Raw genomic sequence first — 21,621 nt, forward strand, 5'->3', positions numbered from 1 at the left:
TCGTGGCCCCCTCACCACGACCCCAAGGCCCGGTGGGTCAGATGTGGCCGCTGACGGTGGTGCCCTCGCCGACGACGCTGTTGACCGCCAGTGTGCCGCCCACCTCGCTGAAGCGCCGCTTCATCATGTCCATGCCGCGGCCGGTGCGTCCCGGCGGGAAGCCGATGCCGTTGTCGCTGATCGTGAGCCGCAGCCCACCGCTCCCCGTGGTGAGGGCGACGGAGAGCGTGTGGGCCCCGCTGTGCATCTCGACGTTGGCGAGCGCCTCCAGCACGACGGCGTAGACGGCGTCGGCGACCGGTCCGGTGACCCTGTCTTTGGGCATGGCCCATACCTCGACGGTGATTCCGGTGCGCTCCGACCATTCCGTCAGATAGTCCTCGATCGCCCGCGCCAGACTTCGCTTTCCGCGCATGCGCAACTCTTCGTACAACTCCCCCAACCCTTCTGGGCCGCGCGCCGCTCCGGGCTACGTGATCCCGGCCCCACCGCGTCACCACCGATGGGACGGCGGTGCGCTACCGGCGCGTGCTTGAAGAGCGGTCGAGAAAATCGCTCGGAGTGAAGGCGAGACCACCCGGGAGGCAGGTATGCCGCTATCCCGCCCAAGGTGTTTATGCCCGAACTCCTTGATGCCACGCTACCCGCAGGTAGGTCGCGGCGCGTCGCGGTGGAGAGCGGTCATTCGCGGCCGCCGGGCTGGTTGAGCCGGGAGAGGTAGGCGTTGTAGGCGTCGAGCTCGGCGTCGCCGGTGCCGCCCTCCTTGGCGGCGCGCGCGTCCGCGCGGCGGTCGGCCCGCCGGGCCGTGCGCTGGTCGTCGCGGTACCACTGGAAGGCCAGGGCGATGAGCACGATGAGCGTGGGGATCTCGCCGAAGGCCCAGGCGATGGCCCCGCCCGTGCTCTGGTCGGCGACGCCGGAGGCACCCCAGGTGCGGCCGAGCTGGTCGTACCACTCGCCCGCCAGAGGGGTGCCCATGTTCATGAGCGCGATGCCGAAGAAGGCGTGGAAGGGCATGGTGACGAACAGCAGCAGGAGCCGCCCGACATAGGGGAGCTTGGTCGGCGCCGGGTCGATGCCGATGATCACCCAGAAGAACAGGGTGCCGCTGAGCAGGAAGTGCACGGTCATCGCGATGTGCCCGAGGTGCTCCTCCATGGCCGCGGCGAACAGCGGCGTGAAGTAGAGGGCGTAGGTGGACACGATGAACAGGGCCGTGGCGATGGCCGGATGGGTGACCACCTTGACGAACCTGCTGTGCAGGATGGTGGTGATCCACTCGCGCGGGCCGCGGTCGCCGCGCCGGGCGGCGGGCTTGAGCGCGCGCAGGGCCAGGGTGACGGGGGCGCCGAGCACCAGGAAGATCGGCACGAGCATCGACAGGACCATGTGCTCGGTCATGTGCACGCTGAACAGCACGGGGGCGTAGCGCGCCACGCCGCTCTGGGTGACAAGGACGAGCAGCAGCACGCCGATGGCCCAGCTGATCGTGCGGCCCACGGGCCAGTGGTCTCCGCGGCGGGCCAGCCGGACGGCGCCGGCCCCGTACAGGCCGGCCAGCAGGGCGGCGACCACCGCGAAGAACAGGTCGAACCACCACAGCGTGAGGAGGTTGGCCACGGAGATCGGCGGCGGGACGAGGTAGCCCAGGAGCTCGAAGGCGCGGTCGACGGGCAGGTCGAGCGGGGGCGGGGCCGTGCGGGAGAGCGCGACGGCCAGGCCGACGGCGACCAGCATGATCAGGCCCTCGACGCCGGCGAGCCGGGTGAAGGCGCCGGGCCGCCCGGCGGCGAGCGCCGACAGCGTGCGGCCGCGGTGCCACCAGCCGATCACGCCGAGCACGGCGAAGGCGACGATCTTGGCCATGATGATCAGGCCATAGGAGGAGGTGAACAGGTCGCCCACCGAGGTGAGCCTGCTCAGCGCGCTGAACAGCCCGGACACGCCCACGCCGATGAAGCACCACAGGGCCGCGCGGGAGAAGCGCTGGGCGGCCAGGTCGAGGTGGGGCCCGCGCCGCAAGGCGTGCACGCAGAGCAGCAGCAGGCCGCCCACCCACGGGGCGAGCACCAGCAGGTGCAGCGCGACGCTGGTCGTGGCCAGGCCGTGGTTGGGCGCCGAGGCGGAGTGGCCGGTGAGGGCGGGCGGCATCAGCGTGGCCAGGGACAGCACCAGCAGCCCCCCCGCGGAGCCGGCGGTGATGGCGCCCCGCGCGAACAGGGCGATGGCCGTGCCGAACAGCACGACGAGGGTGAGGGCGATGCCCTGGGGGACCTGGCTGGCGAAGCTGGTCAGCTCGTCGCCGCCGAGGACGTCGCCGACCGGGGTGCCCAGGGTCTCGGAGAGGCTGAAGACCAGGGTGGAGGCCGCGGCGACCGCCCACAGCAGGCCCGTCCACGAGGCGGCCCTGACGTAGGTGAGGGCGGAGGCGCCCAGCAGGCCCTTGTCGCTCGGGAGCAGCGCGGCGGCGAAGAGCAGCAGCCCCACGCTGAGGACGCCCGCGGTGTCCATGGCGAGCTTGGACACCGGCAGCGCCCAGCGGGTCAGCAGGCCCTCGTCGGGCAGGCCGGGGATCACGCGCGGGGTGGCCGCGCCCCCCACGACCATGGCGACGGCCAGGGCGCCGAGCGCCAGGCACGTCCCCGCGACCGCGAGGCGAAGGGTCTTGCTCACGACTTCTTCCGCAGGGTGAGGGCCATGCCGATGCCGATGCCGGCCAGACCGAAGATGACGATCCACACCCAGGTGGCGATGCCGCCGCCCTGGCCCCCGTCGCCGGACACCGGCGTGGCGGCCGGATCGGCCGCGATTCCCCCGCCCGGGGAGGCGGAGGTCGCGGGCGCCGGCAGGACGCTCATCGAGGGAGAGGTAGAGGGCGTGGCCGACACAGAGGACGCCGACGGCGACGCGGCGGCCTCCGGCGCCTTCACCGTGAAGGGGATCTCGCCCTCGATGGGATGGCCGTCGTCGGAGACCACCCGCCAGGCGATGGTGTACTTCCCGGAGGGCAGCGGGCCGGCGACCTTCTGGGTCACCGTCGGGCCGTCGGCTTTGGGCTTGCCGTCGTGGTGCTCCTGGCCCGCGGCATCGCGGACGAGCACCACGGGCAGGCGCACGGACTCGGTGAAGGTCAGCTTGACCGAGTCGAGGCTCTTGACCGTGGCCCCCTTTTCGGGGTTGCTGCTCTTGAGCGCCGTGTGGGCCAGGGCGGGCGCGGCGAACGCCGTGCCCAGGACGGCGGCGACCAGGATCGCCAGCGCGGCGGCGAGCGGGGAAGTCCTCATAGCACCCTAAGGCTACTCACGTGACGGGCCGGTCCTCACCGCACGTCTCCGCCTGTGGAAAACCCCGGCGAGATGACCGCCCGCCCGCCGCCCGCCCTGACACGAACGTCATCTGTCCCCCGCCCTCCGGCCACGTCGGCGTTCCCGCGAATCGTCATCCGCCGGGCACGCCGGCGCCCTCGGACCGGGTGGTCCGAGGGCGCGGAAGCGGGTGCCCCCGGCGCGCGGAAGCGCGGAGGCGGCCGGTCAGAGGCCGACGCTGGCGAGGGCGCGCTGGTAGGCGGCGACGCTGGCCTCTTCGCGGTCGTCGAGACGCTCCAGCACCGTGGCGGTGGCCAGCCAGCCCTCGGCCGCCTTGCGCGAGGCGGGCGAGTGCTCCAGAGACTCCTCCACGGCGAGCAGCTCGACGGTCGCCTCCGCCGTCTCCTCCTGCAGCAGCAGGGCGTGGGCCAGCGTGAGGCGGGCCTCGTCCAGCAGCGCCGGGGTGCGCTCGCCCAGCATGTCCCTGCCCCGGCGGGCGTACTCGACGGCCTTGGCGGCGTTGCCGAGCACCAGCTCGGCCTTGGCCAGGTAGATCGAGACCACGGCCAGGTCGACGGTGCTCGCCGAGGTCGACATCAGCTCGCGCTCGCCGCGCAGCATCAGGTCACGGCAGGCGGCGGCCTCCGCGGGACGCGTGCGCAGCAGCAGGATGGCGTACTCGACGCGGAGCCTGGCCAGGTTGCGCGCCTCGCCGGTCTCCGACTGCACGGCCAGAGCCCGCTCGACCAAAGAGAGCGCCTCGTCGCCACGGCCGGTCTTCTCGGCGACGATGGCGGCGTTCCAGCACGCGGCGACGGTGGAGCGGGGGGTGTTGAGCATCTCGGCGGCGGCGAGCAGCTCCATCGAGAACTGCCGGGCGCGCAGCAGGTCGCCTCGCACGTCGTAGACGCTGAGCAGGGTCGCGCCCAGCTCGACCAGGGCGTCGTTCCAGGTGGGCCGGCCGGCGCCGAGCAGGGTGTCCTCGCCGACCTGCACCGCCGCGGCGAGGTCGCCGCGCTCGCGGTAGCACCGGGTCAGGGCGACCGCGATCGCCACGGCCTGGTCGGAGGGCATCGAGTCGCCGGAGGACCTGCGCAGCCGCAGCAGCACCTCGATCGCCTCGTCGAGGTCGCCGCACGCCTCGCTGGCCAGCGCGTAGCCGTACTCGGCCTGCTGGAGCAGCGAGCGCAGCCCGGTGAGGCTGCCGTCCTCGAGGAGCTCGGCGTAACGCCGCCTGGCCTCGGCGACCTCGCCGTTGTTGAGCGCCAGGCCGGCGTAGCCCAGGCGAAGCTCGAGATCCTGCATCTGTTCGGCCGTGACGCCGTTGATCAGGTACGTTAGGGAGCATTCGAGCTTGGCGGCCAGCAGTTCCAGAACGGCCGCGGTGGGCGTACGCTTTCCACTCTCGATCAGTGATACATAACTGTCCGAGAGTTCCGGATGTGCCAATTGCGCCTGGGAAAGACCGCGCTGGCGGCGGGTCATTCTGATTCGCTGACCAATAAGATCTTGACCGCTCACCGGCACCCCTTCAAGATGTAAGCCCCGACAATCCCCGACCGACAGGAGTCAGCCATGCGTCGCCGCCGCCTCGCACTTCTCACCCTGGCCGTAGCTTTTTCGGCCGTCTTCGGTGTTACCGGCAATGGCACGGACATTAACATGTCCCCCGCCGCCCAGAACTCGCGTGCGGACTTGTACTGCTGCTGATTCACCATTCGGTCTTCCTGAACCGCTGACTCGATATTCAGTTCGCACGTAGCGCAAGGAAAAGGTCCACCCGGTCCGCCATGGAACCGAGATCACGTCCGGTGAGCTCCTCGACCCTCCGGATGCGATACCGCACCGTGTTCACATGCACGTGCAGACGTTCGGCACAGTTGTTCCACGAGCCGGCGCACTCGAGGAAGACGTCCAGCGTACGGACCAACTCCGACCGGTGCCGCCGATCGTACGCGAAGAGCGGCACGAGGATGCGGTCGGAGAAGGACCTGCGGACTTCTGCGGGCACGGTGGCGAGCAACAAGGCGTGCGTGTAGATCTCGTCACTGGTCACCACCCCTCCACCCCGCGCCTCCGCCAGACGCCGCGCGTGACCAGCCTCCTCGGCACCGCCCCGGATGCCCGTGGCACCGGTGAGCCAGGCGCTGACGCCTATGGCCACCTGCGCTCTCGGCATCCCGGCCGAGAGGGCCGTCACACGTTCCCTTATCGCGTGTACCAATGCTTGCACATGAGACTGCATTTGCCCATGCACTTGCGCCCGCACTTGCGGATGAATGTGCATCGATTCGGCAGCGGACCTGACACGAGGTCCGCGGTCCCGGTCGATTTGTGTGCTCAGGCCCAGGTCAGAGGCCATCTCCCCTGCCGAATCGGCTGTCATGGCCCGCGCTTCCGCCGCCATGATCCGCAGTGGCACGAGGGCGACGGCCCCGTCCGCTCCCCGCGCGGCGACGATCCGCCGGTCGAGCAACTCCTCCAGAACCTGGCCGCCGAGCGTGGCGGCGTCGGGTCCGTCGGTGGCTCCGGGCCTGACGACGGCCGCCGTCACCACCGCGTACGGCTCCTCGGGTCCGATGCCGCAGGTGCGCAGGCGGGCCGCCAGCTCCGGCCCGCTCCCCGACCCGGTGATGGCCAGCCCGATCAGCTCCTCGGCCAGCCGCCGCTCCACCCTGCGGCCCTCCTCGGTGCGGCCGCGCTGCAGCGCGACGCAGGCCGCGAGCTCGAAGCCGGTGTCGGCGTGGTCGAGCAGGTCCGACCCGAGGACCAGCGCCCAGCCGGCCGCCCGGTGCGACCGGTCGACGGCGAACAGCGTGAACGGTCCCCGCGGAGTGCGCACCAGGTGGGGCAGGCGCGGCGCGGACAGATACTCGCGGGCGAGTAAGGCCGGCAGATCCTCATCCAGCCGTCCCGCGACCACCGCGCCGCTCGCCGAGACGACCGCGCCGGTGATGCCGAGTTCCTGGGCGATCACCGTGAAAAGCTCCTCCAGCCCGGTGCCCTCGGCGACGGCCGCGACGATGCGGCGGTGCCGGCCGAGCGCTCCCCGCAGGTCGGCGGCGCCGCCGATGCCCAGGCGCGCCTCGACGACCTCGCTCAACGCGCGGAAGGACACCTCCTCCGGCACGTCCAGCAGCGGGAGGTCGCGCTCCCGGCACGCCTCGACCAGGTCGCCGGGCACGTGGCCGAGCAGCGCCCGTCCCGCGGCCAGCGCGGCCACTCCGGCCTTGGCCAGGGCCCCGACGAACCGCGCGGAGTCCCCTGGGCCGCGATGCCAGGTCAACCCGGTGAGCACGAGCTCTCCCCCGGACAGGTAACGTCCGGGTTCGGGCAGGTCGGTGATGTGCGCGCCGGTGAACCGCCGGTCCAGGTGGCTCTGGTCCGACAGCAGGGTGAGGCGCAGCCCGTCCACCGCGATGAGATCACGTATACGCACTTATCAAGGCTAACCACTCGATTTGGATGAACCTCCAACTCATCGCCCGACCGGCCCCCGGCGTTTCACGCCCGCGCCTATTGGCGCCCCTGAGCTGGGCTGATGTACTGCCGGTGTGACCCAGACCGCGCGCGGGCGCAGCCTCGGCGAAGGCGTCGGCACCGGCGCCATCCGGCCGGACGGCATCCTGAAGGTGACCGGGGAGTTCGCCTACTCCTCCGATCTGTACCTCGCGGACATGCTGTGGGGCGCCACGCTTCGCAGCCCGCACCCCTCGGCGTGGATCCGTTCCGTCGACGTCGGCCCCGCGCTCGCGATGCCCGGCGTGCACGCCGTGCTCACCCACGAGGACGTCCCGGGCGAGCGCTTCTTCGGCCTGGAGCACAAGGATCAGCCGGTGCTGGCCATCGACCAGGTGCGCTACCAGGGTGAACCGGTGGCCATCGTCGCCGCCGACCACCCGGAGACCGCTCGGCGGGCGGCGGCCGCCATCATCGTCGCGTACGAGCCGCGCGAGGCCGTCACCGACGCGCGCCGCGCCCTGTTCGACCCCGCCTGCCCGCACGTGCTGCCGGGCGGCAACCTGGTACGCCACCAGCCCGTCCGCGTGGGGAGCATTCCGCCGTCCGCGGAGGTCGTCGTCACCGGCGAGTACGAGGTCGGCATGCAGGACCAGGCGTTCCTCGGCCCCGAGTCGGGGATGGCCGTCCCGGCCGAGGACGGCGGCGTCGACCTGTTCGTCGCCACGCAGTGGCTGCACGTCGACCAGGACCAGATCGCCCCCTGCCTCGCCCTGCCCAAGGACAAGGTGCGGCTGACGCTGGCCGGGGTCGGCGGCGCGTTCGGCGCCCGCGAGGACCTGTCGATGCAGATCCACGCGAGCATGCTCGCCCTGCGCACCGGCCGGCCGGTCAAGATCGTCTACGGTCGCGAGGAGTCGTTCTTCGGCCACGTCCACCGGCATCCCGCCCGCATGCGGTACGAGCACGGCGCCACCCGCGAGGGCAGGCTCGTCTACGTCAAGGCCGAGATCGTGCTGGACGGCGGGGCGTACTGCTCCTCCTCCCTCGCCGTCGTCGGCAACGCCGCCTCGCTCGGCGTCGGGCCGTACGAGGTGCCCAACATCGCGATCGACGCCTACGGCGCCTACACCAACAACCCGCCCTGCGGGGCGATGCGCGGCTTCGGCGCGGTGCAGGCCTGCTACGCCTACGAGTCGCAGATGGACCGGCTCGCCGAGGCGTGCGGGCTCGGCCCGGTGGAGATCCGCCTGCGCAACGCGGTGTCGCAGGGGTCGCGCCTGGCGACCGGCCAGGTGATCGACTCTCCGGCGCCACTGGCCGGCATGCTGCGCGAACTGGCCGCCATGCCGCTGCCCGGCGCGGCGCGCTCGTCCGATCTGCGGTCCATGCCGGGCGGGGTCGCCCAGACGACGCACGGCGAGGGCGTGCGGCGCGGGATCGGGTACGGGGTCGGCATCAAGAACATCTGCTTCTCCGAGGGCTTCGACGACTACAGCACGGCCCGCGTCCGGGTCGAACTGCTCGGGGACGAGCCGCACGTGCTCGTCCACACCGCCGCCGCCGAGGTCGGGCAGGGCCTGGTCACCGTGCAGGCCCAGATCGCCCGCACCGAACTCGCCGAGTTCCCCGAGCTGGGCGCCGGGCGCGTGACGGTCGCCCCGGCCGACACGACGGTCGGCTCGGCCGGGTCCAGCTCGGCCTCACGGCAGTCCTACGTCACCGGCGGCGCGGTCAAGGCCGCGTGCGAGGCGGTGCGCGAGCGCCTGAACGCGCTGTGCGCCGAGCGCCCCGGCCTCGCGCTCGCCGACCTGCTGCGGGAGCACGGCCCGGTCGAGGAGACCCGCGAGTACCGCCACCGGCCGACCCGCCCCATGGACCCGCTGACCGGGCAGGGCGACTCCCACACCCAGCTCGCCCTGTGCGTCCACCGGGCGGTCGTGGACGTGGACGTCGACCTCGGCCTGGTCAAGGTGGTCGAGCTGGCCGCCGTCCAGGACGTCGGAAAAATGATCAACCCGACGGCGCTCGAGGGGCAGATCCACGGAGGGTCGGCGCAGGGGCTGGGGCTGGCGCTCATGGAGGAGATCCAGGTGCGGGAGGGACGGGTGCTCAACCCGTCGTTCACCGACTACTTGATCCCCACCATCCTCGACATGCCGCCCATGAAACTGTCGATCTTGGAGAATCCGGACCCGGCGGCGCCCTACGGCCTGCGCGGGGCGGGCGAGCCGCCCACTCTGTCCTCGACCCCCGCCATCGTCGCCGCCGTTCGCGCCGCCACGGGCCTGTCCCTGTCGCGGGTGCCCATCCGTCCCGAGGACATCGCCCTGTCCCCCGCCTCCCCTTGATCGGCCCCGCCGGGGGGACGCGCCCGCCGCCCGGCGGCTACGACCGGACACGGCACCGCATGGCGGGACATGGCGGGACACGGCGCGGCATGGCAGAGCCAGGGCCGGCGCGGCGGGTCAGGTGATGTCGCCCCGCTCGCAGGCCACGCCGTCGTGGTCGCCGTCGACGTACCAGTCGTACTCGGGGTGGACGCCCTTGGTGTAGGGCCCGTAGTTGGCCGCGTGGGCCTGCTTGCAACCGGGGAACCGCGGGTCGAGGGTGCGGCGCGGGCCACGCGCCGAGACGCCGGTCGCATGGGGGCTCGCGGAGCCCGCCGGCTGCGCGCCCTTGCCGGCGGGCGTGGCGCCGGTCCCGGTTCCCGGGGTGTGCGTGGCGCCGGGCGGGACCAGCGGCATCGAGCCCGGCTGCGAGGCCGGCGCCGAGGGCGCGCCCGTCGCGGGCGGGCCGGAGGGCACCCCGGTCGTGGCGCCGCCGGGGGGCGGTGCGGCCGTCGTCGCGGCGGTGGGCGGGCAGACCGGGGAGCCGCCGACCGTTCCGGCGCCCGGGTCGCCGATCGTGCCGCCCGTCCCCTGGCCGCCCGTGGTGCCGGTTCCGGGGGCGCCGGTGGTGCCCGTGCCCGGGTCGCCCGTCGTCCCGGTGCCGGGGTTGCCGGTGGTACCGGTGCCGGGGTTGCCGGTGGTACCGGTGCCGGGGTTGCCGGTGGTACCGGTGCCCGGGTCGCCGGTCGTCCCGGTGCCGGGGGCGCCGGTCGGGGGGCAGGACGAGGTGGGGGTCGGAGCGCCGCTGCCGGTGACCGTGCCGACGCCGCCGAGCAGGCGCGACATCAGCGCCTCGGCGGTCTCCTTGGACAGGCCCGCGATGCTGAGGCTGTCCTGGGTCATGGGCTGCGCGACCCGGGGAGCGGTGACGACCTTGTCGTCCACCACGACGGCGAGCTGCTGGTTGAGCGTGTCCTTGATCAGGTCGGCCAGCCGGGCGCGGCTGTCGGGCGCGGGCACGACGCGCACGGCATAGGTGCCGTCCTGGGCGGCGACGGTCGAGATCCTCACCACGGAGGTGACGGTGACCCCCCGGGCGACCTGGTAACACGTCGTCCCCGCGTCGTCGAGCACGGCCTCGGCGCCCGGGCACGGCGCGGCGCGCACGCCGGTGACGGGCGCGAAGTGGATGGGGGTGGCCAGGCGGCTCGGCGGGTCGGCGCCGAGCGGCAGGTCGGGCTCGCGGGTCATCAGCACCGCGATCGTGCCGAGGACGCCGGTGACGATGATGGCCACGAACAGCCCGGCGATCAGGGCGATGGTCGTGCCGCGCCCGGCTCTCGGGGGCCCGGGCGGCGGCTCACCGGGGACGGCGGGCCCTTCGGGGCCGGGGGGAATGCCGCCGGACCCGGGCGGGAGGTCCTCCTCGCCGGCCGGAGGAGGCACGGCCTCCGGCGGGACCGCCGCGAGGGGGGTCTCCTCGGGCTCGCCGGGCACGGGCCGGATGTCGACCATGGTCTCGTCCTCGGCGGAGCGGAGGTCGTCCATGAGCACCGGCGGGTCGCCGGGGTCGGCCGGAGGAGGATCGCCGAGACCCGGCAGCACGCCGGCCGGATCACTGTGATCGCCGGCCGCCCGACGGTTGCGCATCCTCACCCCTTCGACATCGCCTCGCCCCAGGAGCGGGGCGTCCGCCCTTGATGTCCGGTGACCGACATCGCTCGGCCGAGCCTATCGAGGCTCGCCCGTACGAGCTAACCGCAGGATGAACGCCGGAGAGGGGGTCCTACGCTGAAGAGAACCTGACAATTCGCCCGCGCGCCGAGATCGGCCCCGATATCCCGAGGGCCTGGGCGCCTGCGGCGGCCGGCGGGACGCCACGGCCGCCGGCTCGGGCGCCGGGCCGGGTGAGGCGGGGTCGCTCCTGGGCAGTGCTCCGCTGATCACACCGTCACCGGCACGCGAACGGCGGTAACGGGAGACGAGCGGGCAGCCGCCGCCCCGGGTCGAAGGAGGATCTCATGAAGGTCGCAATACCCCGAGAGGTGAAGGACCAGGAGCATCGGGTCGCCCTCACCCCCGCCGGAGCCAACGAACTGGTCCGCCACGGCCACCAGGTCTTCGTCGAACAGGGCGCGGGCGCCGGTTCCTCCATCCCCGACGAGGACTTCCGGGCGGCGGGCGCGGAGATTCTCCCCTCGGCGGAGGAGGTCTGGGGGGAGGGCGACATGATTTTGAAGGTCAAGGAGCCCATCGCCTCGGAGTACCCCCTCATGCGGCAGGGCCAGGTCCTGTTCACCTACCTCCACCTCGCGGCGTCCCGGAAGCTGACGCTCGCGATCATCGAGTCGGGGGTCACGGCCGTCGCCTACGAGACCGTGCAGACGGCCGGCGGGGCGCTCCCCCTGCTCGCGCCCATGTCCGAGGTCGCCGGACGCCTGGCGCCCCAGGTCGGCGCCTACCACCTGATGCGCCAGGGCGGCGGCCGGGGCGTGCTCATGGGCGGGGTCCCCGGCGTGTACCCGGCCAAGGTGGTGGTGCTGGGCGCCGGGGTGACCGGCATGAACGCGACCACGATCGCCCTCGGCATGCAGGCGGAGGTGCTGCTCCTGGACAAGAACATCGACCGGCTGCGCCAGGCCGACACCATCTACCGGGGGCACCTGCAGACGGTCGCCTCCAACATCTACGAGATCGAGCGCGCCGTCCTTTCCGCCGACCTGGTGATCGGAGCGGTGCTGGTCCCGGGGGCCAAGGCGCCCAAGCTGGTGACCAACGAGATGGTGGCCCGCATGAAGGAGGGCTCGGTGCTGGTGGACATCTCGATCGACCAGGGCGGGGCGTTCGAGGACTCCCGGCCGACCACCCACGCGCATCCGACCTACCGCGTGCACAACTCGGTGTTCTACTGCGTGGCCAACATGCCGGGGGCCGTCCCGCACACCTCGACGTACGCGCTGACCAACGTCACCCTCCCGTACGCCCTCGCGATCGCCGACAAGGGATGGCGGGAGGCGCTGGGCGACGACCCGGCGCTGGCGCTCGGGCTCAACGCCCACGCGGGCACCCTGACCAGCCGCCCGGTCGGCGAGGCCCACGCGCTGGAGGCCGTCGACCCCGAGGACGTCCTGCGCTGACCGGCCCCGCGCCGGCCGCGAGCGCCCGGCGCCGCACCGGACGGCGAGAGCGGCGCGGACGGCGGGGCGGTGACGGCGGTGAGGGCGTGAGGACGGTGAGGGTGAGGACGGTGAGGGCGGTGAGGGCGGCGGAGATACGGACATGACAAGGCCGGCCGGCGGAGGCGAACCTCCGCGGGCCGGCCCGGTTCCGCCGCCGCTCGCGCGGGACGGGTCAGGAGCTGGGCGTCGCGCTCGGCATGGCCGACGACTCGGCCGGGGCCGGCGACTCGCTGGGGGCGGCCGACGCGTTCGGCGCAGGGGTCGGCGACGTGGTGGGGATCGGGTTGTCGGCGGCCAGCGCCGAGGTGGCGCCCTCGCCGCCGCAGGTGGCGCCGTACTCGGGCGTCGTGCTCGGGTTCTGCTTGTACTTGGTGATGTACCGGGGCAGGCGCGCGTCGTCGGCGCCCGTGAGGACGAGCTGGTGGTTCCAGGAGCTCACCACGACCGGCGCCGTCAGACCCGGGTACGGGCTGAGCAGGATGTAGTCAGAGGTCACCATGGCCTTGAGCTTGTCCACCTGGGCCTTGGGCAGGTCGGGCCGGTAGGTGATCCAGACCGCGCCGTGCTCCATGGAGTGCACGCCGTTCTCGGGGTTGATCGGCCCGTCGTAGGGGCCGCACTGCTGCCACTGCGGGTTGTGCTCGCCGCCGACCGGCGGCGTCTCCTTGTAGTTGACCTTGATCGCGGTGTGCTGGGAGGCCTTGTAGCTGAAGGTCTTCACCGCGTCGAGCGAGCCCGCGGCGTTCTCCCTGATCACGTAGAAGCCGACCAGGCCCACGACGAGGACGATGACGAAGGCGCCGACACCCCACATGAGCATCGCCGTGCGCCGTTCCTTGCGCTTCTGCGCGGTGCGCATCTGGGCGAGATGCTCCCGCCGTGCCTGCGTCCTCTCCTTGCCCATCGTGTTTCCTCCAACGGCCGTTCAGGACGTGTGTGGTCAAGCTGCCGATACTTATGTGGAGGATAGTGGGTAGGTAATAACGTTTGCGTTCAACGTCTGGCACGACCCCTCATATTGGCTGGCAATGGTCAACTCACGCTCACGTCTCGTCCTCGTCGCGCTGCTCACCTGCGCGGTGACGGCCGTCGCCACCTTCCTGCTGTTCGGCAGGTCCGCGCCGCCGGGAGACGCCTCCCCTGAGGCCGGTTTCGCGCGTGACATGGCGGTACACCACGCGCAGGCCGTCGAGATGAGCTTCACCGTGCGCGACGAGACCGCCGACTCCGCGATCCGGGGACTGTCCTACGACATCATCACCACCCAGACCGCGCAGCGTGGAATTTTCATGGGCTGGCTGCAGCAGTGGGGCCTGGACCAGGCGGGCTCGCGGCCGGTGATGGCCTGGATGGCGGGCCACGGCGGGCACGGCGGGTCCGCGGCCCCCGTCGCGGCGGCGGGCGGCGCGGCGATGATGCCGGGCATGGCGACGCCGGAGGAGCTGAAGCGCCTGAAGGCCGCCAAGGGCAAGGACGCCGAGGTCCTCTTCCTCCAGCTCATGATCCGCCACCACCAGGGGGGCGTGGACATGGCCAAGGCGGTGCTGAAGCTGACCACCCGCGACGAGGTGCGCACGATGGCGCAGAGCATCGTGGACACGCAGAACGGCGAAATCGGCTACATGACCGAACTGCTCACCGCCCGGGGCGCCAAGCCCTGACCCTCGTCAAGGCGCAGGCGGGCCCGGGCGCGGCGGGCGTCAGGACGCGGAGAGCTCCTCGGCGACGGCGGCGGCGAAGGCGTCCACGTCGGCCTCGGTGGTGTCGAAGGCGGTCATCCAGCGGACCTCGCCGGTGGCCTCGTTCCAGGTGTAGAACCGGAACCTCTTGCGCAGGCGGTCGACCGCCTCGCGGGGCAGGACGGCGAAGACGGCGTTGGCCTCGACCGCCCTGGTCAGGGTGACGCCGGGGATGTCGCGCACGGCGGCGGCCAGGCGCGCGGCCATGGCGTTGGCGTTGCGCGCGTTGCGCAGCCACAGGTCGCCGGCGAGCAGCGCCTCGAACTGCGCCGAGACGAACCGCATCTTCGAGGCGAGCTGCATCGAGCTCTTGCGCAGGTAGACCAGCCCGCGGACGGCCGAGGGGTTCAGCACGACGATGGCCTCGCCGAACATCAGCCCGCTCTTGGTGCCGCCGAAGGACAGCACGTCCACGCCCACGTCGGTGGTCAGCGCCCGCAGCGGCACCTCCAGCGCCGCCGCGGCGTTGACCAGGCGTGACCCGTCCAGGTGCAGCAGCAGCCCGAGCTCGCGGCAGTGCGCGGAGACCGCGGCGATCTGCTCGGGGGTGTAGACGGTGCCGAGCTCGGTGCTCTCGGTGATCGTCACGACCTTGGGCTGGGCGTGGTGCTCGTCCCCGAAGCCCCATGCCTGCCGGTCGATCAGCTCGGGGGTGAGCCTGCCGTCGGGTGTGGGCACGGTGAGCAGCTTGAGCCCGGCCATCTGCTCGGGCGCGCCGCCCTCGTCGGTGTTGACGTGGGCGCTCTCGGCGCAGATGACGGCCTCCCACGGCGCGGTCATCGCCCGCAGGCCGACGACGTTGGCGCCGGTGCCGTTGAACACCGGCCACGCCTGGGCCCGCGGCCCGAAGTGCTGCTGGAAGACCTCCTGGAGCGCCTCGGTGTAGACGTCCTCGCCGTAGGCGATCTGGTGGCCGCCGTTGGCGAGGGCGACCGCTTGGAGGACCTCCGGGTGGACGCCCGCGTAGTTGTCGCTCGCGAACGCCTTGACCTCGGGGTCGTGGCGCCGCCGTGCCTGGGTCATGTGGTCGTGCCCCCGCGTGTCGTGCCGGTGGTGGTCGGTCAGGTCGTCAGCTCGTCAGGTCGACCCGCAGGCCGTTGACCTCGGCGGCCGGGCGGTCCCACAGCCCGGCGACGGCGGCGGCCAGGTCGTCGACGTCGGTGAAGCCGGGGAACTTGCGGTCGGGGCTCGCCGCCCGCATGTCGTCGTTGACCAACGCCTTGATCACCAGGATGGCGGCGGCGCTGTGGGTGCCGCGGAGCGCGTCGGCCAGGGCGAGCGTCCACGCCTCGGCCGCGGCTTTGGCGGCGGCGTAGGCGGCGTTGCCCTGGGTGGGCTCCCGCGCGGCCTTGGCCGAGACGATGGCGAACCGGCCGTCGTCGCTGTCGCGCAGCAACGGCTCGAAGGCGAGCGAGACGTTCTGCAGGGTGCGGACGATCGCCTCGTGCAGGGCGTCCCAGTCGGCGAGGTCGGTGTCGGCGAAGGCCTTGGACCCGCGCCAGCCGCCGACGAGGTGGACCACCCCGTCGACCCTGCCGTGCTCGGCGCCGATGCGGCTCGCCGCCTCGCGGACGGCCTCGCCGTCGGCCAGGTCGACCGCGGTCACGCCGTCGGAGGCGCGCCGGCCGAGGCCGATCACGGTGTCGCCGCGCGCGGCGAGCCGCGCGGTGACCGCCCGGCCGGTGGGCCCGCCGGCCCCGGCGACGACCACCACTCTGCTCGCCGGCCCGCCCTGGTCGCCCTGGCTCACGCGCGGATTCCCTTCGTCGCCTCGATGACTCCGGAAAGCTTACGACGCAGGGCCTCGTAGAACATGCTCAGGGGGAACTCGTCGGGCAGCACCGCGTCCACCACGGCCTTCGGGAAGCCCTCGACGGGCAGGGCGTCGGCGCCGCGGTTCCACACCGACGCGGGGTGCGGGGCGACGTAGGAGGCGACGAGCTGGTGGGCGGCCAGCCAGTGCGCGAGCTTGGATCGGTCGATGCCGTCGCGGTAGAGCTTCTCGACCTCGCCGCGCAGGTCGGCCACGCAGTCGGCGACCCGGTCCCAGTCGATGGACAGCCGGTTGTCGGTCCAGCGGACGACGTCGTTGCGGTGCAGGTAGGCGAACAGCAGCTGGCCGCCGAGGCCGTCGTAGTTGCGCACCCGCTCGCCGGTGATCGGGAAGCGGAACAGCCGGTCGAACAGGATCGCGTACTGCACGTACCGGGCGTGCGGCACGCCCCGCCCCTCCAGCGCGACCGCCTCGCCGAACGCGGTCAGGTCACAGCGCAGCTCCTCCAGCGAGTACAGCCAGTACGGCATCCGCTGCTTGATCATGAACGGGTCGAAGGGCAGGTCGCCGTGGCTGTGGGTCCGGTCGTGGACGAGGTCCCAGAGCACGAAGGTGTCCTGGGCGAGCTCCTGGCTGGAGAGCAGGCGGGCGGCGTCCGGCGGCAGGGCGAGCTGGAGGGTGTCGGCGGCGGCGCGGCTGACGCCGCGGAACCGCGCGGCCTCGCGGTCGCAGAAGATGGCGCCCCAGGTGAACCGGGGCGGGGTCTCGCGGACGGCGACGGTCTCGGGGAACAGCACCGCGCTGTTGGTGTCGTACCCGGCGGTGAAGTCGACGAAGGCGATCGGCACGAACATGGGGTTGTCGTACTGCCCGCTCTCCAGCTCGGCGAGCCAGTCGGGCCACACCGTGCGGATCCAGACGGCCTCCAGGTTGCGGCCGGGGTTGCCGTTCTGGGTGTACATCGGGAACACGACCAGGTGCTCCAGCCCGTCCACCCGCTGGGTGTCGGGATGGAAGGCGTTCAGCGAGTCCAGGAAGTCGGGCACGCCGAACCCTCCCGCCTGCCAGGCGCGCAGGTCGGCGACGACGGCGGCGAGATAGTCCTGGTCGTGCGGGAAGCGCGGGGCCAGCGTCTCGACGGCGGTGACGACGCGGTCGACGAGAGGCGAGGCGGCCGCGGCGTCGGCGACCGAGCCGTCCTTGGCGGTGAGGGGGCGCAGTCCCTCGACCGCGTCCTTGAGCTCGGCGAAGGCCCCGTCGGAGGAGCTCGCGCCGCCCGTGCTCGCCGGTACGCGTGCGGCCCAGGTGACGACGTTGCCCCACAGCCGGGCGTGCCGCAGGTCGTCGATGGAGTCGTCGCCGAACAGGTCGGAGTCGGCGAAGACGACCACCCGGCCCTCGCCGTGGCGCAGGGCCAGGGCGAGGGGGCGTCCGGCCGGGTCGGCGGAGGGCGAGGTCGCGAACAGGACGGTCGCGCCCTCGGGCGCGGTGAGCACGCCCGCCCGGTAGAAGCAGGCCTCGCGGGCGCCGGCGGTCAGGTCGTCCCCCGCTCCAGGGACCGGGGCGCCGAGCACCCAGGTGGCCACGCCGTTGTAGGAGTTGCCCGGGTCCTGGACGGTGGTGTGCTCGACGCCGACGCCGAAGCGGGCGAGCAGTTCCCCGAGGTTGTTGCCGTACTTCTCCTGCTCGCACTCGGCGAGCACGATCAGGCCGCCGCCTTCGGAGACGTACCGCTCGATGGCGTCGATCTCCTCGGCGGGGAAGGCGGGGCTGCCGAGCCCGGTGGTGCGCTCCCATCGGTCGGCGGAGGGGTGGGCGACGACGTAGACGTCGTGGGCGTTGAGCACGGCCGGGGTGACCGGGCCCTCGGTGTGCGCGGTGACGGTGTGGCCGAGGCGGCGCAGGACCTGCGCGGCGCGGGCGTAGCTGTTGTCGTCGGGGTGCGCCGGGTTGATCGCCTCGGCGACCTCGCGGCGGATCGTCCACGACTCGTTGTGCGCCTCGTCGAACAGCACCCGCGGAAAGGCCCTCATACCGCCCCATCCCTTCGTCGGTTAAATATCTTCCACCAATGTCCGGTTATGTACGAAAAATATACATGCACGACGCCACCTGACGGGAAACCCGGCACGCGACCTTCACGCGAGCGTCCGCGCCGACGCCGTCTCCAAGCGGCCTCCAAGTCGTTCGAGATCGCGAAACGGCTGTCGCAGATCGTTCAACGACCGATTGCAAGTGCGTGACGGCGGCCGGAGGAGCCTTGAACGAGGCTGTCCGCGCTGAGACTCTGGACTCAACCAGGTCCGGAACAGGAGGCGGAGATGCCCCGCCTGCACCACCTCGTCGCGGGGCTGAGCGTCCTCGGATCGCTCATCCTTCCCATGCACCCCCATCCCAGCGGCTCCACCGACCGAGTGACCCCTGGAACGGTCCGCGTGGAGGCGAAGGCCCACGTGACCATCAACCTGCTCGACGACCGAGGGGTCATCCAGCAGGTCGTGCGCGAGTACGACACGCCGGTCGGCACCGGCAGCGGGTTCACCGTCTCCCCCGACGGCGTCGTGGTCACCGCCACCGGCGTCGTGCGGCCGAGCAAGGACCCCGCCGTCTACGCCGCCAACCGGGTCTTCTCGGAGTACTTCAAGGTCAAGATCCCGGCCGACTTCTCCCGGCACAAGCTGAAGAACCCCGAGCTCAACGCCCGCCTGCAGGCCTGCTACCCACCGCACCGGCAGAACTCCAACTGCATCGCCACCACAGCCCCCAAGATCACGGTGTTCCCGTACGCGGATCCGCCCGTGCCTGAGGGGTACCCGGCCGACCTGCTGCGCACCGGCGCCTCGCCCGGCTCGCCCGCCGTGCTCAAGCTCACCAAGGGCGGCGAGGACGGCACGCTGCCCACCGTGCCGCTCGGCACGACGCTGGGCAGCGGCATCGAGTCGGTGGACACCATCGGCCTGCCGAGCCGGCCCAGCGCCAAGGCCCCGCCGAAGGTCCAGACGGCCCACCTCGACCCGCCGGGCGGGCGCACGTTCAAACAGGCCGAACGCGCCAAGCTCGCCACGTTCCTGAGCGAGGACGGCGACGGCGGCGCCGTGATCGACGACGGCAGGAGCGAGGTCATCGGCCTGCTCACCGGCAGCGGCGACGCGGCGACGCTGACCCCGGTGGACGACATCCGGGCCGCGCTGGTGGCCGCCGACGTGACCGCCCGGCGGGGGCCGGTGGACGTGGTGTACGAGACGGCGCTCGCGCCGTTCCACAACAAGTTCTACGCCAACGCGATCCCGGTCCTGGAGCAGGTGCTGCGGCTGCGTCCCGACCACGCCGTCGCCCAGGACCACCTGCGCACCGCCCGGGCCAACCGCGCGGGCACCCCTTCGGCCGGGCAGAGCAAGGCCCCGGCCGTCGCCCAGAAGGCCTCCGGCCTCGCGCCGCTGCTGTTGCCGGTGTCCGCCGGCATCGTCGCCGTCGCCGCCGCGGTCGCCGTCGCGGTGCCGCTCATGCTGCGGCGGCGCCGCCGGACGGCCGGCGAGGCGGCGGGCGACGGCGTGCTCGAATCGTTCCCCGCGGTCTCGGGGATCTCCGGTACGGCCGCGGGCCCGGCGGGTTCGCTCGGCCCTCTCGCCCCGGCGGGCCCCGGGGGCGGCTCCGGGAGACCGGCGGGCGGCACCCAGACGATGGAACCGCCGCACCCGGGCGACGGCTCCTTCCCCCCGTACCGCCAGTCTCCGTTCGGCGCGCCCGGCACAGGACAGCAGGCCGGCCCGGCCTCCGCCGGCGGGCCGTCAACGCCCACCGGTGTCGCCGGCACGCCCGCGGGCGGCCCGGCCACGCCCACCGGCGGACCGGCCACGCCGGCCTCCGGCCCCGCCACGCCCGCCGGCGGTCCGGGTACGCCGGCCGGCGGTCCTGAGGCGGCCGCGTCCGGCGCGCAGGCACGGTTCTGCACGCAGTGCGGCATGCGGTTGCAGAGAGCGCACCGTTTCTGCGGCTTCTGCGGGAACCCGGTGGACCAATGAGCGAACAGGGTTTCTCGATGCCGCCGCTGATCGGCACCCAGGTGGCCGACTACCTCATCGAGGCGGTCGTCGGGCGCGGCGGCATGGCGACGGTCTACCGGGCGCGCGACCGCCGGCTCGGCCGCGCCGTGGCGCTGAAGGTGCTGGCGCCGCAACTGTCGGCCGACCAGCGTTTCCGCGACCGGTTCGTCCGCGAGTCGCGCCTGGTCGCGGCGGTCGACCACCCCAACATCATCCCGATCTACGAGGCGGGCGAGAACGGCGACCTGCTCTTCATCGCCATGCGGTACGTCGACGGGGCCGACCTGCGCAAGCTCATCCAGAGCAGCGGCCCCCTGCCGGTGGCCCGCGCCTACCGCCTGTTCTCCCAGATCGCCTCGGCGCTGGACGCCGCCCACCAGCACGGGCTCGTGCACAGGGACGTCAAGCCGGCCAACATCCTGGTCGCCGACGGGTCCGACCGCGACCCCGAGCACGTCTACCTCACCGACTTCGGGCTCACCAAGAGCACCTTCTCCGAGGCGGGGCTGACCAGCCACGGCCACTTCATGGGGACCCCGCGGTACGTGGCGCCCGAGCAGATCCGCGGGCTGCCCGTGGACGGCCGCAGCGACCTGTACGCGTTCGCCTGCGTCGTCTACGAGGCGCTCACCGGGTCCCCGCCGTTCCAGCGGGACACCGAACTGGCCCTGCTGTACGCGCACGTATCGCACGACCCGCCGCCGCTCACCCCCTACCGGCCCGACCTGCCGCACTCGGTCAACCAGGTTATGCTCCGCGCCCTGGCCAAGTCGCCGAACGAGCGGTACGTCACCTGCCGCCAGTTCGTCGCCGCCCTGCGGGACGCGATCAGCTCCGACGACCAGCCCACCGGCGTGCAGCAGGCGGGCCCGGGCCGGCACGCCGCGCCCGCGACCGACCATCCGTACGCCCACCCCGGCCCGCACGCCACCGGCGAGCCGCCGTACGCGCCCGCCGGGCCGTACGACGGCCACCCCGGGCCGCGAGGCGAGACCATGGGCTCGGCCGAGCCGACGACCTCCCTGCGTTCGTTCGCGGCGGCGGACCCGGCGGGGTCCGCGCACGCCTCCCTCGGCCCGGCCACCCGGCCGGGCGTGGCCACCGGCCCGCGTCCCGCGGCGCCCAGGCGCCGGCGCGGCCGGCTGGTGGGGGCGCTGGTGGGCGCCGGCGCGGCGGTGGTCGCGGTCGCGGTCGCCGCCACCCTGCTGCTCAACCAGGGGACGGCTCCGCTGGGGGCCAAGCGCTATCCCGGCAGCACGGCGGCGCCGATGACCTTCGAGTATCCGGGCGGGTGGGTGGCGCGCACGCACGCCGACGAGTACGCGGTCGTCTCCCCGGCGGCGGCGGAGTTCGACGCGCTCTTCTCCGTGCCGATCGCCTCCGACTGGACGGCGGTCAACGCGCTGCTCGGCACCCACCCCGAACGGGCGACAGGCGTGTTCGCCGAGCTCAACGACGCCATCACCACCTCAGACCCGCCCGAGACCCTCAAACGCAGCCTGAGCTTCGTGCTGCCGGGCCCGGCCGACTTCGCCTCGGCGCTCACCACCGACACCGTGGCGGGCAAGCCCGCCTTCCGCCTGACCGGCGTGGTCAACGACCCGGCCCAGCAGGGACGCCTCGACCTGATCGTCTACATCATCGGCCGCGGCCAGGGCCAGCCCGTCGGTCTCCTCGCCTTCTTCTGCCCGCCCGGCAAATGCCACCAGCCCACCATCGACCACACCCTCACCACCGTCGCCTTCACCTCCTAGCCGGCCCCGCCACGGCCCGCGGCCCGCGGCACCGGCTC

Annotated in this window: 15 protein-coding genes; 5 read left to right on the plus strand and 10 right to left on the minus strand. The window is 72.8% G+C overall.

The window, feature by feature from the left end; all coding sequences use genetic code 11:
* Nucleotides 1-37 precede the first annotated feature (37 nt).
* The 5 genes from ACWEN6_RS15230 to ACWEN6_RS15250 form a co-directional block, all read right to left on the minus strand.
* A complete protein-coding gene (locus ACWEN6_RS15230; protein WP_354925833.1) occupies nucleotides 38-415 on the minus strand; it encodes a sensor histidine kinase in 378 nt (125 codons plus the stop codon).
* A gap of 266 nt (nucleotides 416-681) precedes the next feature.
* Entirely contained in the window at nucleotides 682-2,673 is a 1,992-nt protein-coding gene (locus ACWEN6_RS15235) for a cytochrome c oxidase assembly protein (protein WP_452570745.1), read from the minus strand.
* Nucleotides 2,670-3,284, minus strand: a complete 615-nt coding sequence (locus tag ACWEN6_RS15240) for a copper resistance CopC family protein (RefSeq protein WP_452570746.1) — start codon at nucleotides 3,282-3,284, stop codon at nucleotides 2,670-2,672. The genes ACWEN6_RS15235 and ACWEN6_RS15240 overlap by 4 nt, the downstream gene beginning before the upstream one ends.
* A gap of 246 nt (nucleotides 3,285-3,530) precedes the next feature.
* Entirely contained in the window at nucleotides 3,531-4,832 is a 1,302-nt protein-coding gene (locus ACWEN6_RS15245) for a helix-turn-helix domain-containing protein (RefSeq protein ID WP_452570747.1), read from the minus strand.
* Nucleotides 4,833-5,052: 220 nt separating this feature from the next.
* Nucleotides 5,053-6,744, minus strand: a complete 1,692-nt coding sequence (locus ACWEN6_RS15250) for a PucR family transcriptional regulator (protein ID WP_452570748.1) — start codon at nucleotides 6,742-6,744, stop codon at nucleotides 5,053-5,055.
* Nucleotides 6,745-6,859: 115 nt separating this feature from the next.
* Between ACWEN6_RS15250 and ACWEN6_RS15255 the strand changes: the two genes are divergently transcribed.
* The gene (locus ACWEN6_RS15255) at nucleotides 6,860-9,115 is read left to right on the plus strand and encodes a xanthine dehydrogenase family protein molybdopterin-binding subunit (protein WP_452570749.1); all 2,256 of its coding nucleotides are present in this window, start codon (nucleotides 6,860-6,862) and stop codon (nucleotides 9,113-9,115) included.
* A gap of 117 nt (nucleotides 9,116-9,232) precedes the next feature.
* Here the strand turns inward: ACWEN6_RS15255 and ACWEN6_RS15260 are convergent, their stop codons facing one another.
* The gene (locus tag ACWEN6_RS15260; RefSeq protein ID WP_452570750.1) at nucleotides 9,233-10,744 is read right to left on the minus strand and encodes an excalibur calcium-binding domain-containing protein; all 1,512 of its coding nucleotides are present in this window, start codon (nucleotides 10,742-10,744) and stop codon (nucleotides 9,233-9,235) included.
* Nucleotides 10,745-11,115: 371 nt separating this feature from the next.
* Here ACWEN6_RS15260 and ald point away from each other — a divergent pair, with 371 nt between their 5' ends.
* The gene (gene ald / locus ACWEN6_RS15265; RefSeq protein ID WP_452570751.1) at nucleotides 11,116-12,231 is read left to right on the plus strand and encodes an alanine dehydrogenase; all 1,116 of its coding nucleotides are present in this window, start codon (nucleotides 11,116-11,118) and stop codon (nucleotides 12,229-12,231) included.
* 214 nt (nucleotides 12,232-12,445) lie between these two features.
* On the opposite strand, the gene ACWEN6_RS15270 is transcribed toward ald, so the two are convergent.
* Nucleotides 12,446-13,177 (minus strand): DUF3105 domain-containing protein, encoded by a 732-nt coding sequence (locus tag ACWEN6_RS15270; protein WP_452570752.1) that lies wholly within the window; start codon nucleotides 13,175-13,177, stop codon nucleotides 12,446-12,448.
* Nucleotides 13,178-13,301: 124 nt separating this feature from the next.
* On the opposite strand from ACWEN6_RS15270, the gene ACWEN6_RS15275 reads away from it, so the two are divergent.
* Nucleotides 13,302-13,934 (plus strand): DUF305 domain-containing protein, encoded by a 633-nt coding sequence (locus ACWEN6_RS15275; RefSeq protein WP_354843734.1) that lies wholly within the window; start codon nucleotides 13,302-13,304, stop codon nucleotides 13,932-13,934.
* A gap of 39 nt (nucleotides 13,935-13,973) precedes the next feature.
* Here the strand turns inward: ACWEN6_RS15275 and ACWEN6_RS15280 are convergent, their stop codons facing one another.
* The 3 genes from ACWEN6_RS15280 to ACWEN6_RS15290 are packed head-to-tail and all read right to left on the minus strand — an operon-like array spanning nucleotide 13,974 to nucleotide 17,819.
* Nucleotides 13,974-15,035 carry a threonine aldolase family protein gene (locus ACWEN6_RS15280; RefSeq protein WP_452570753.1) on the minus strand — a complete coding sequence of 354 codons (1,062 nt, stop codon included), beginning with the start codon at nucleotides 15,033-15,035 and terminating at the stop codon, nucleotides 13,974-13,976.
* A gap of 46 nt (nucleotides 15,036-15,081) precedes the next feature.
* Nucleotides 15,082-15,762: an SDR family NAD(P)-dependent oxidoreductase gene (locus ACWEN6_RS15285; protein WP_452570754.1), complete on the minus strand. Its 681-nt coding sequence runs from the start codon at nucleotides 15,760-15,762 to the stop codon at nucleotides 15,082-15,084.
* Entirely contained in the window at nucleotides 15,759-17,819 is a 2,061-nt protein-coding gene (locus ACWEN6_RS15290) for a DUF6421 family protein (protein ID WP_452570755.1), read from the minus strand. The genes ACWEN6_RS15285 and ACWEN6_RS15290 overlap by 4 nt, the downstream gene beginning before the upstream one ends.
* Nucleotides 17,820-18,107: 288 nt before the next feature.
* Here ACWEN6_RS15290 and ACWEN6_RS15295 point away from each other — a divergent pair, with 288 nt between their 5' ends.
* Both ACWEN6_RS15295 and ACWEN6_RS15300 read left to right on the plus strand, forming a co-directional pair.
* Nucleotides 18,108-19,808 carry a hypothetical protein gene (locus ACWEN6_RS15295; RefSeq protein ID WP_452570756.1) on the plus strand — a complete coding sequence of 567 codons (1,701 nt, stop codon included), beginning with the start codon at nucleotides 18,108-18,110 and terminating at the stop codon, nucleotides 19,806-19,808.
* Nucleotides 19,805-21,583, plus strand: coding sequence for a serine/threonine-protein kinase (locus ACWEN6_RS15300; protein WP_452570757.1), 1,779 nt, complete (start codon nucleotides 19,805-19,807; stop codon nucleotides 21,581-21,583). The genes ACWEN6_RS15295 and ACWEN6_RS15300 overlap by 4 nt, the downstream gene beginning before the upstream one ends.
* Nucleotides 21,584-21,621: the final 38 nt, after the last annotated feature.

This window comes from Sphaerisporangium sp. NPDC004334, assembly GCF_053602655.1.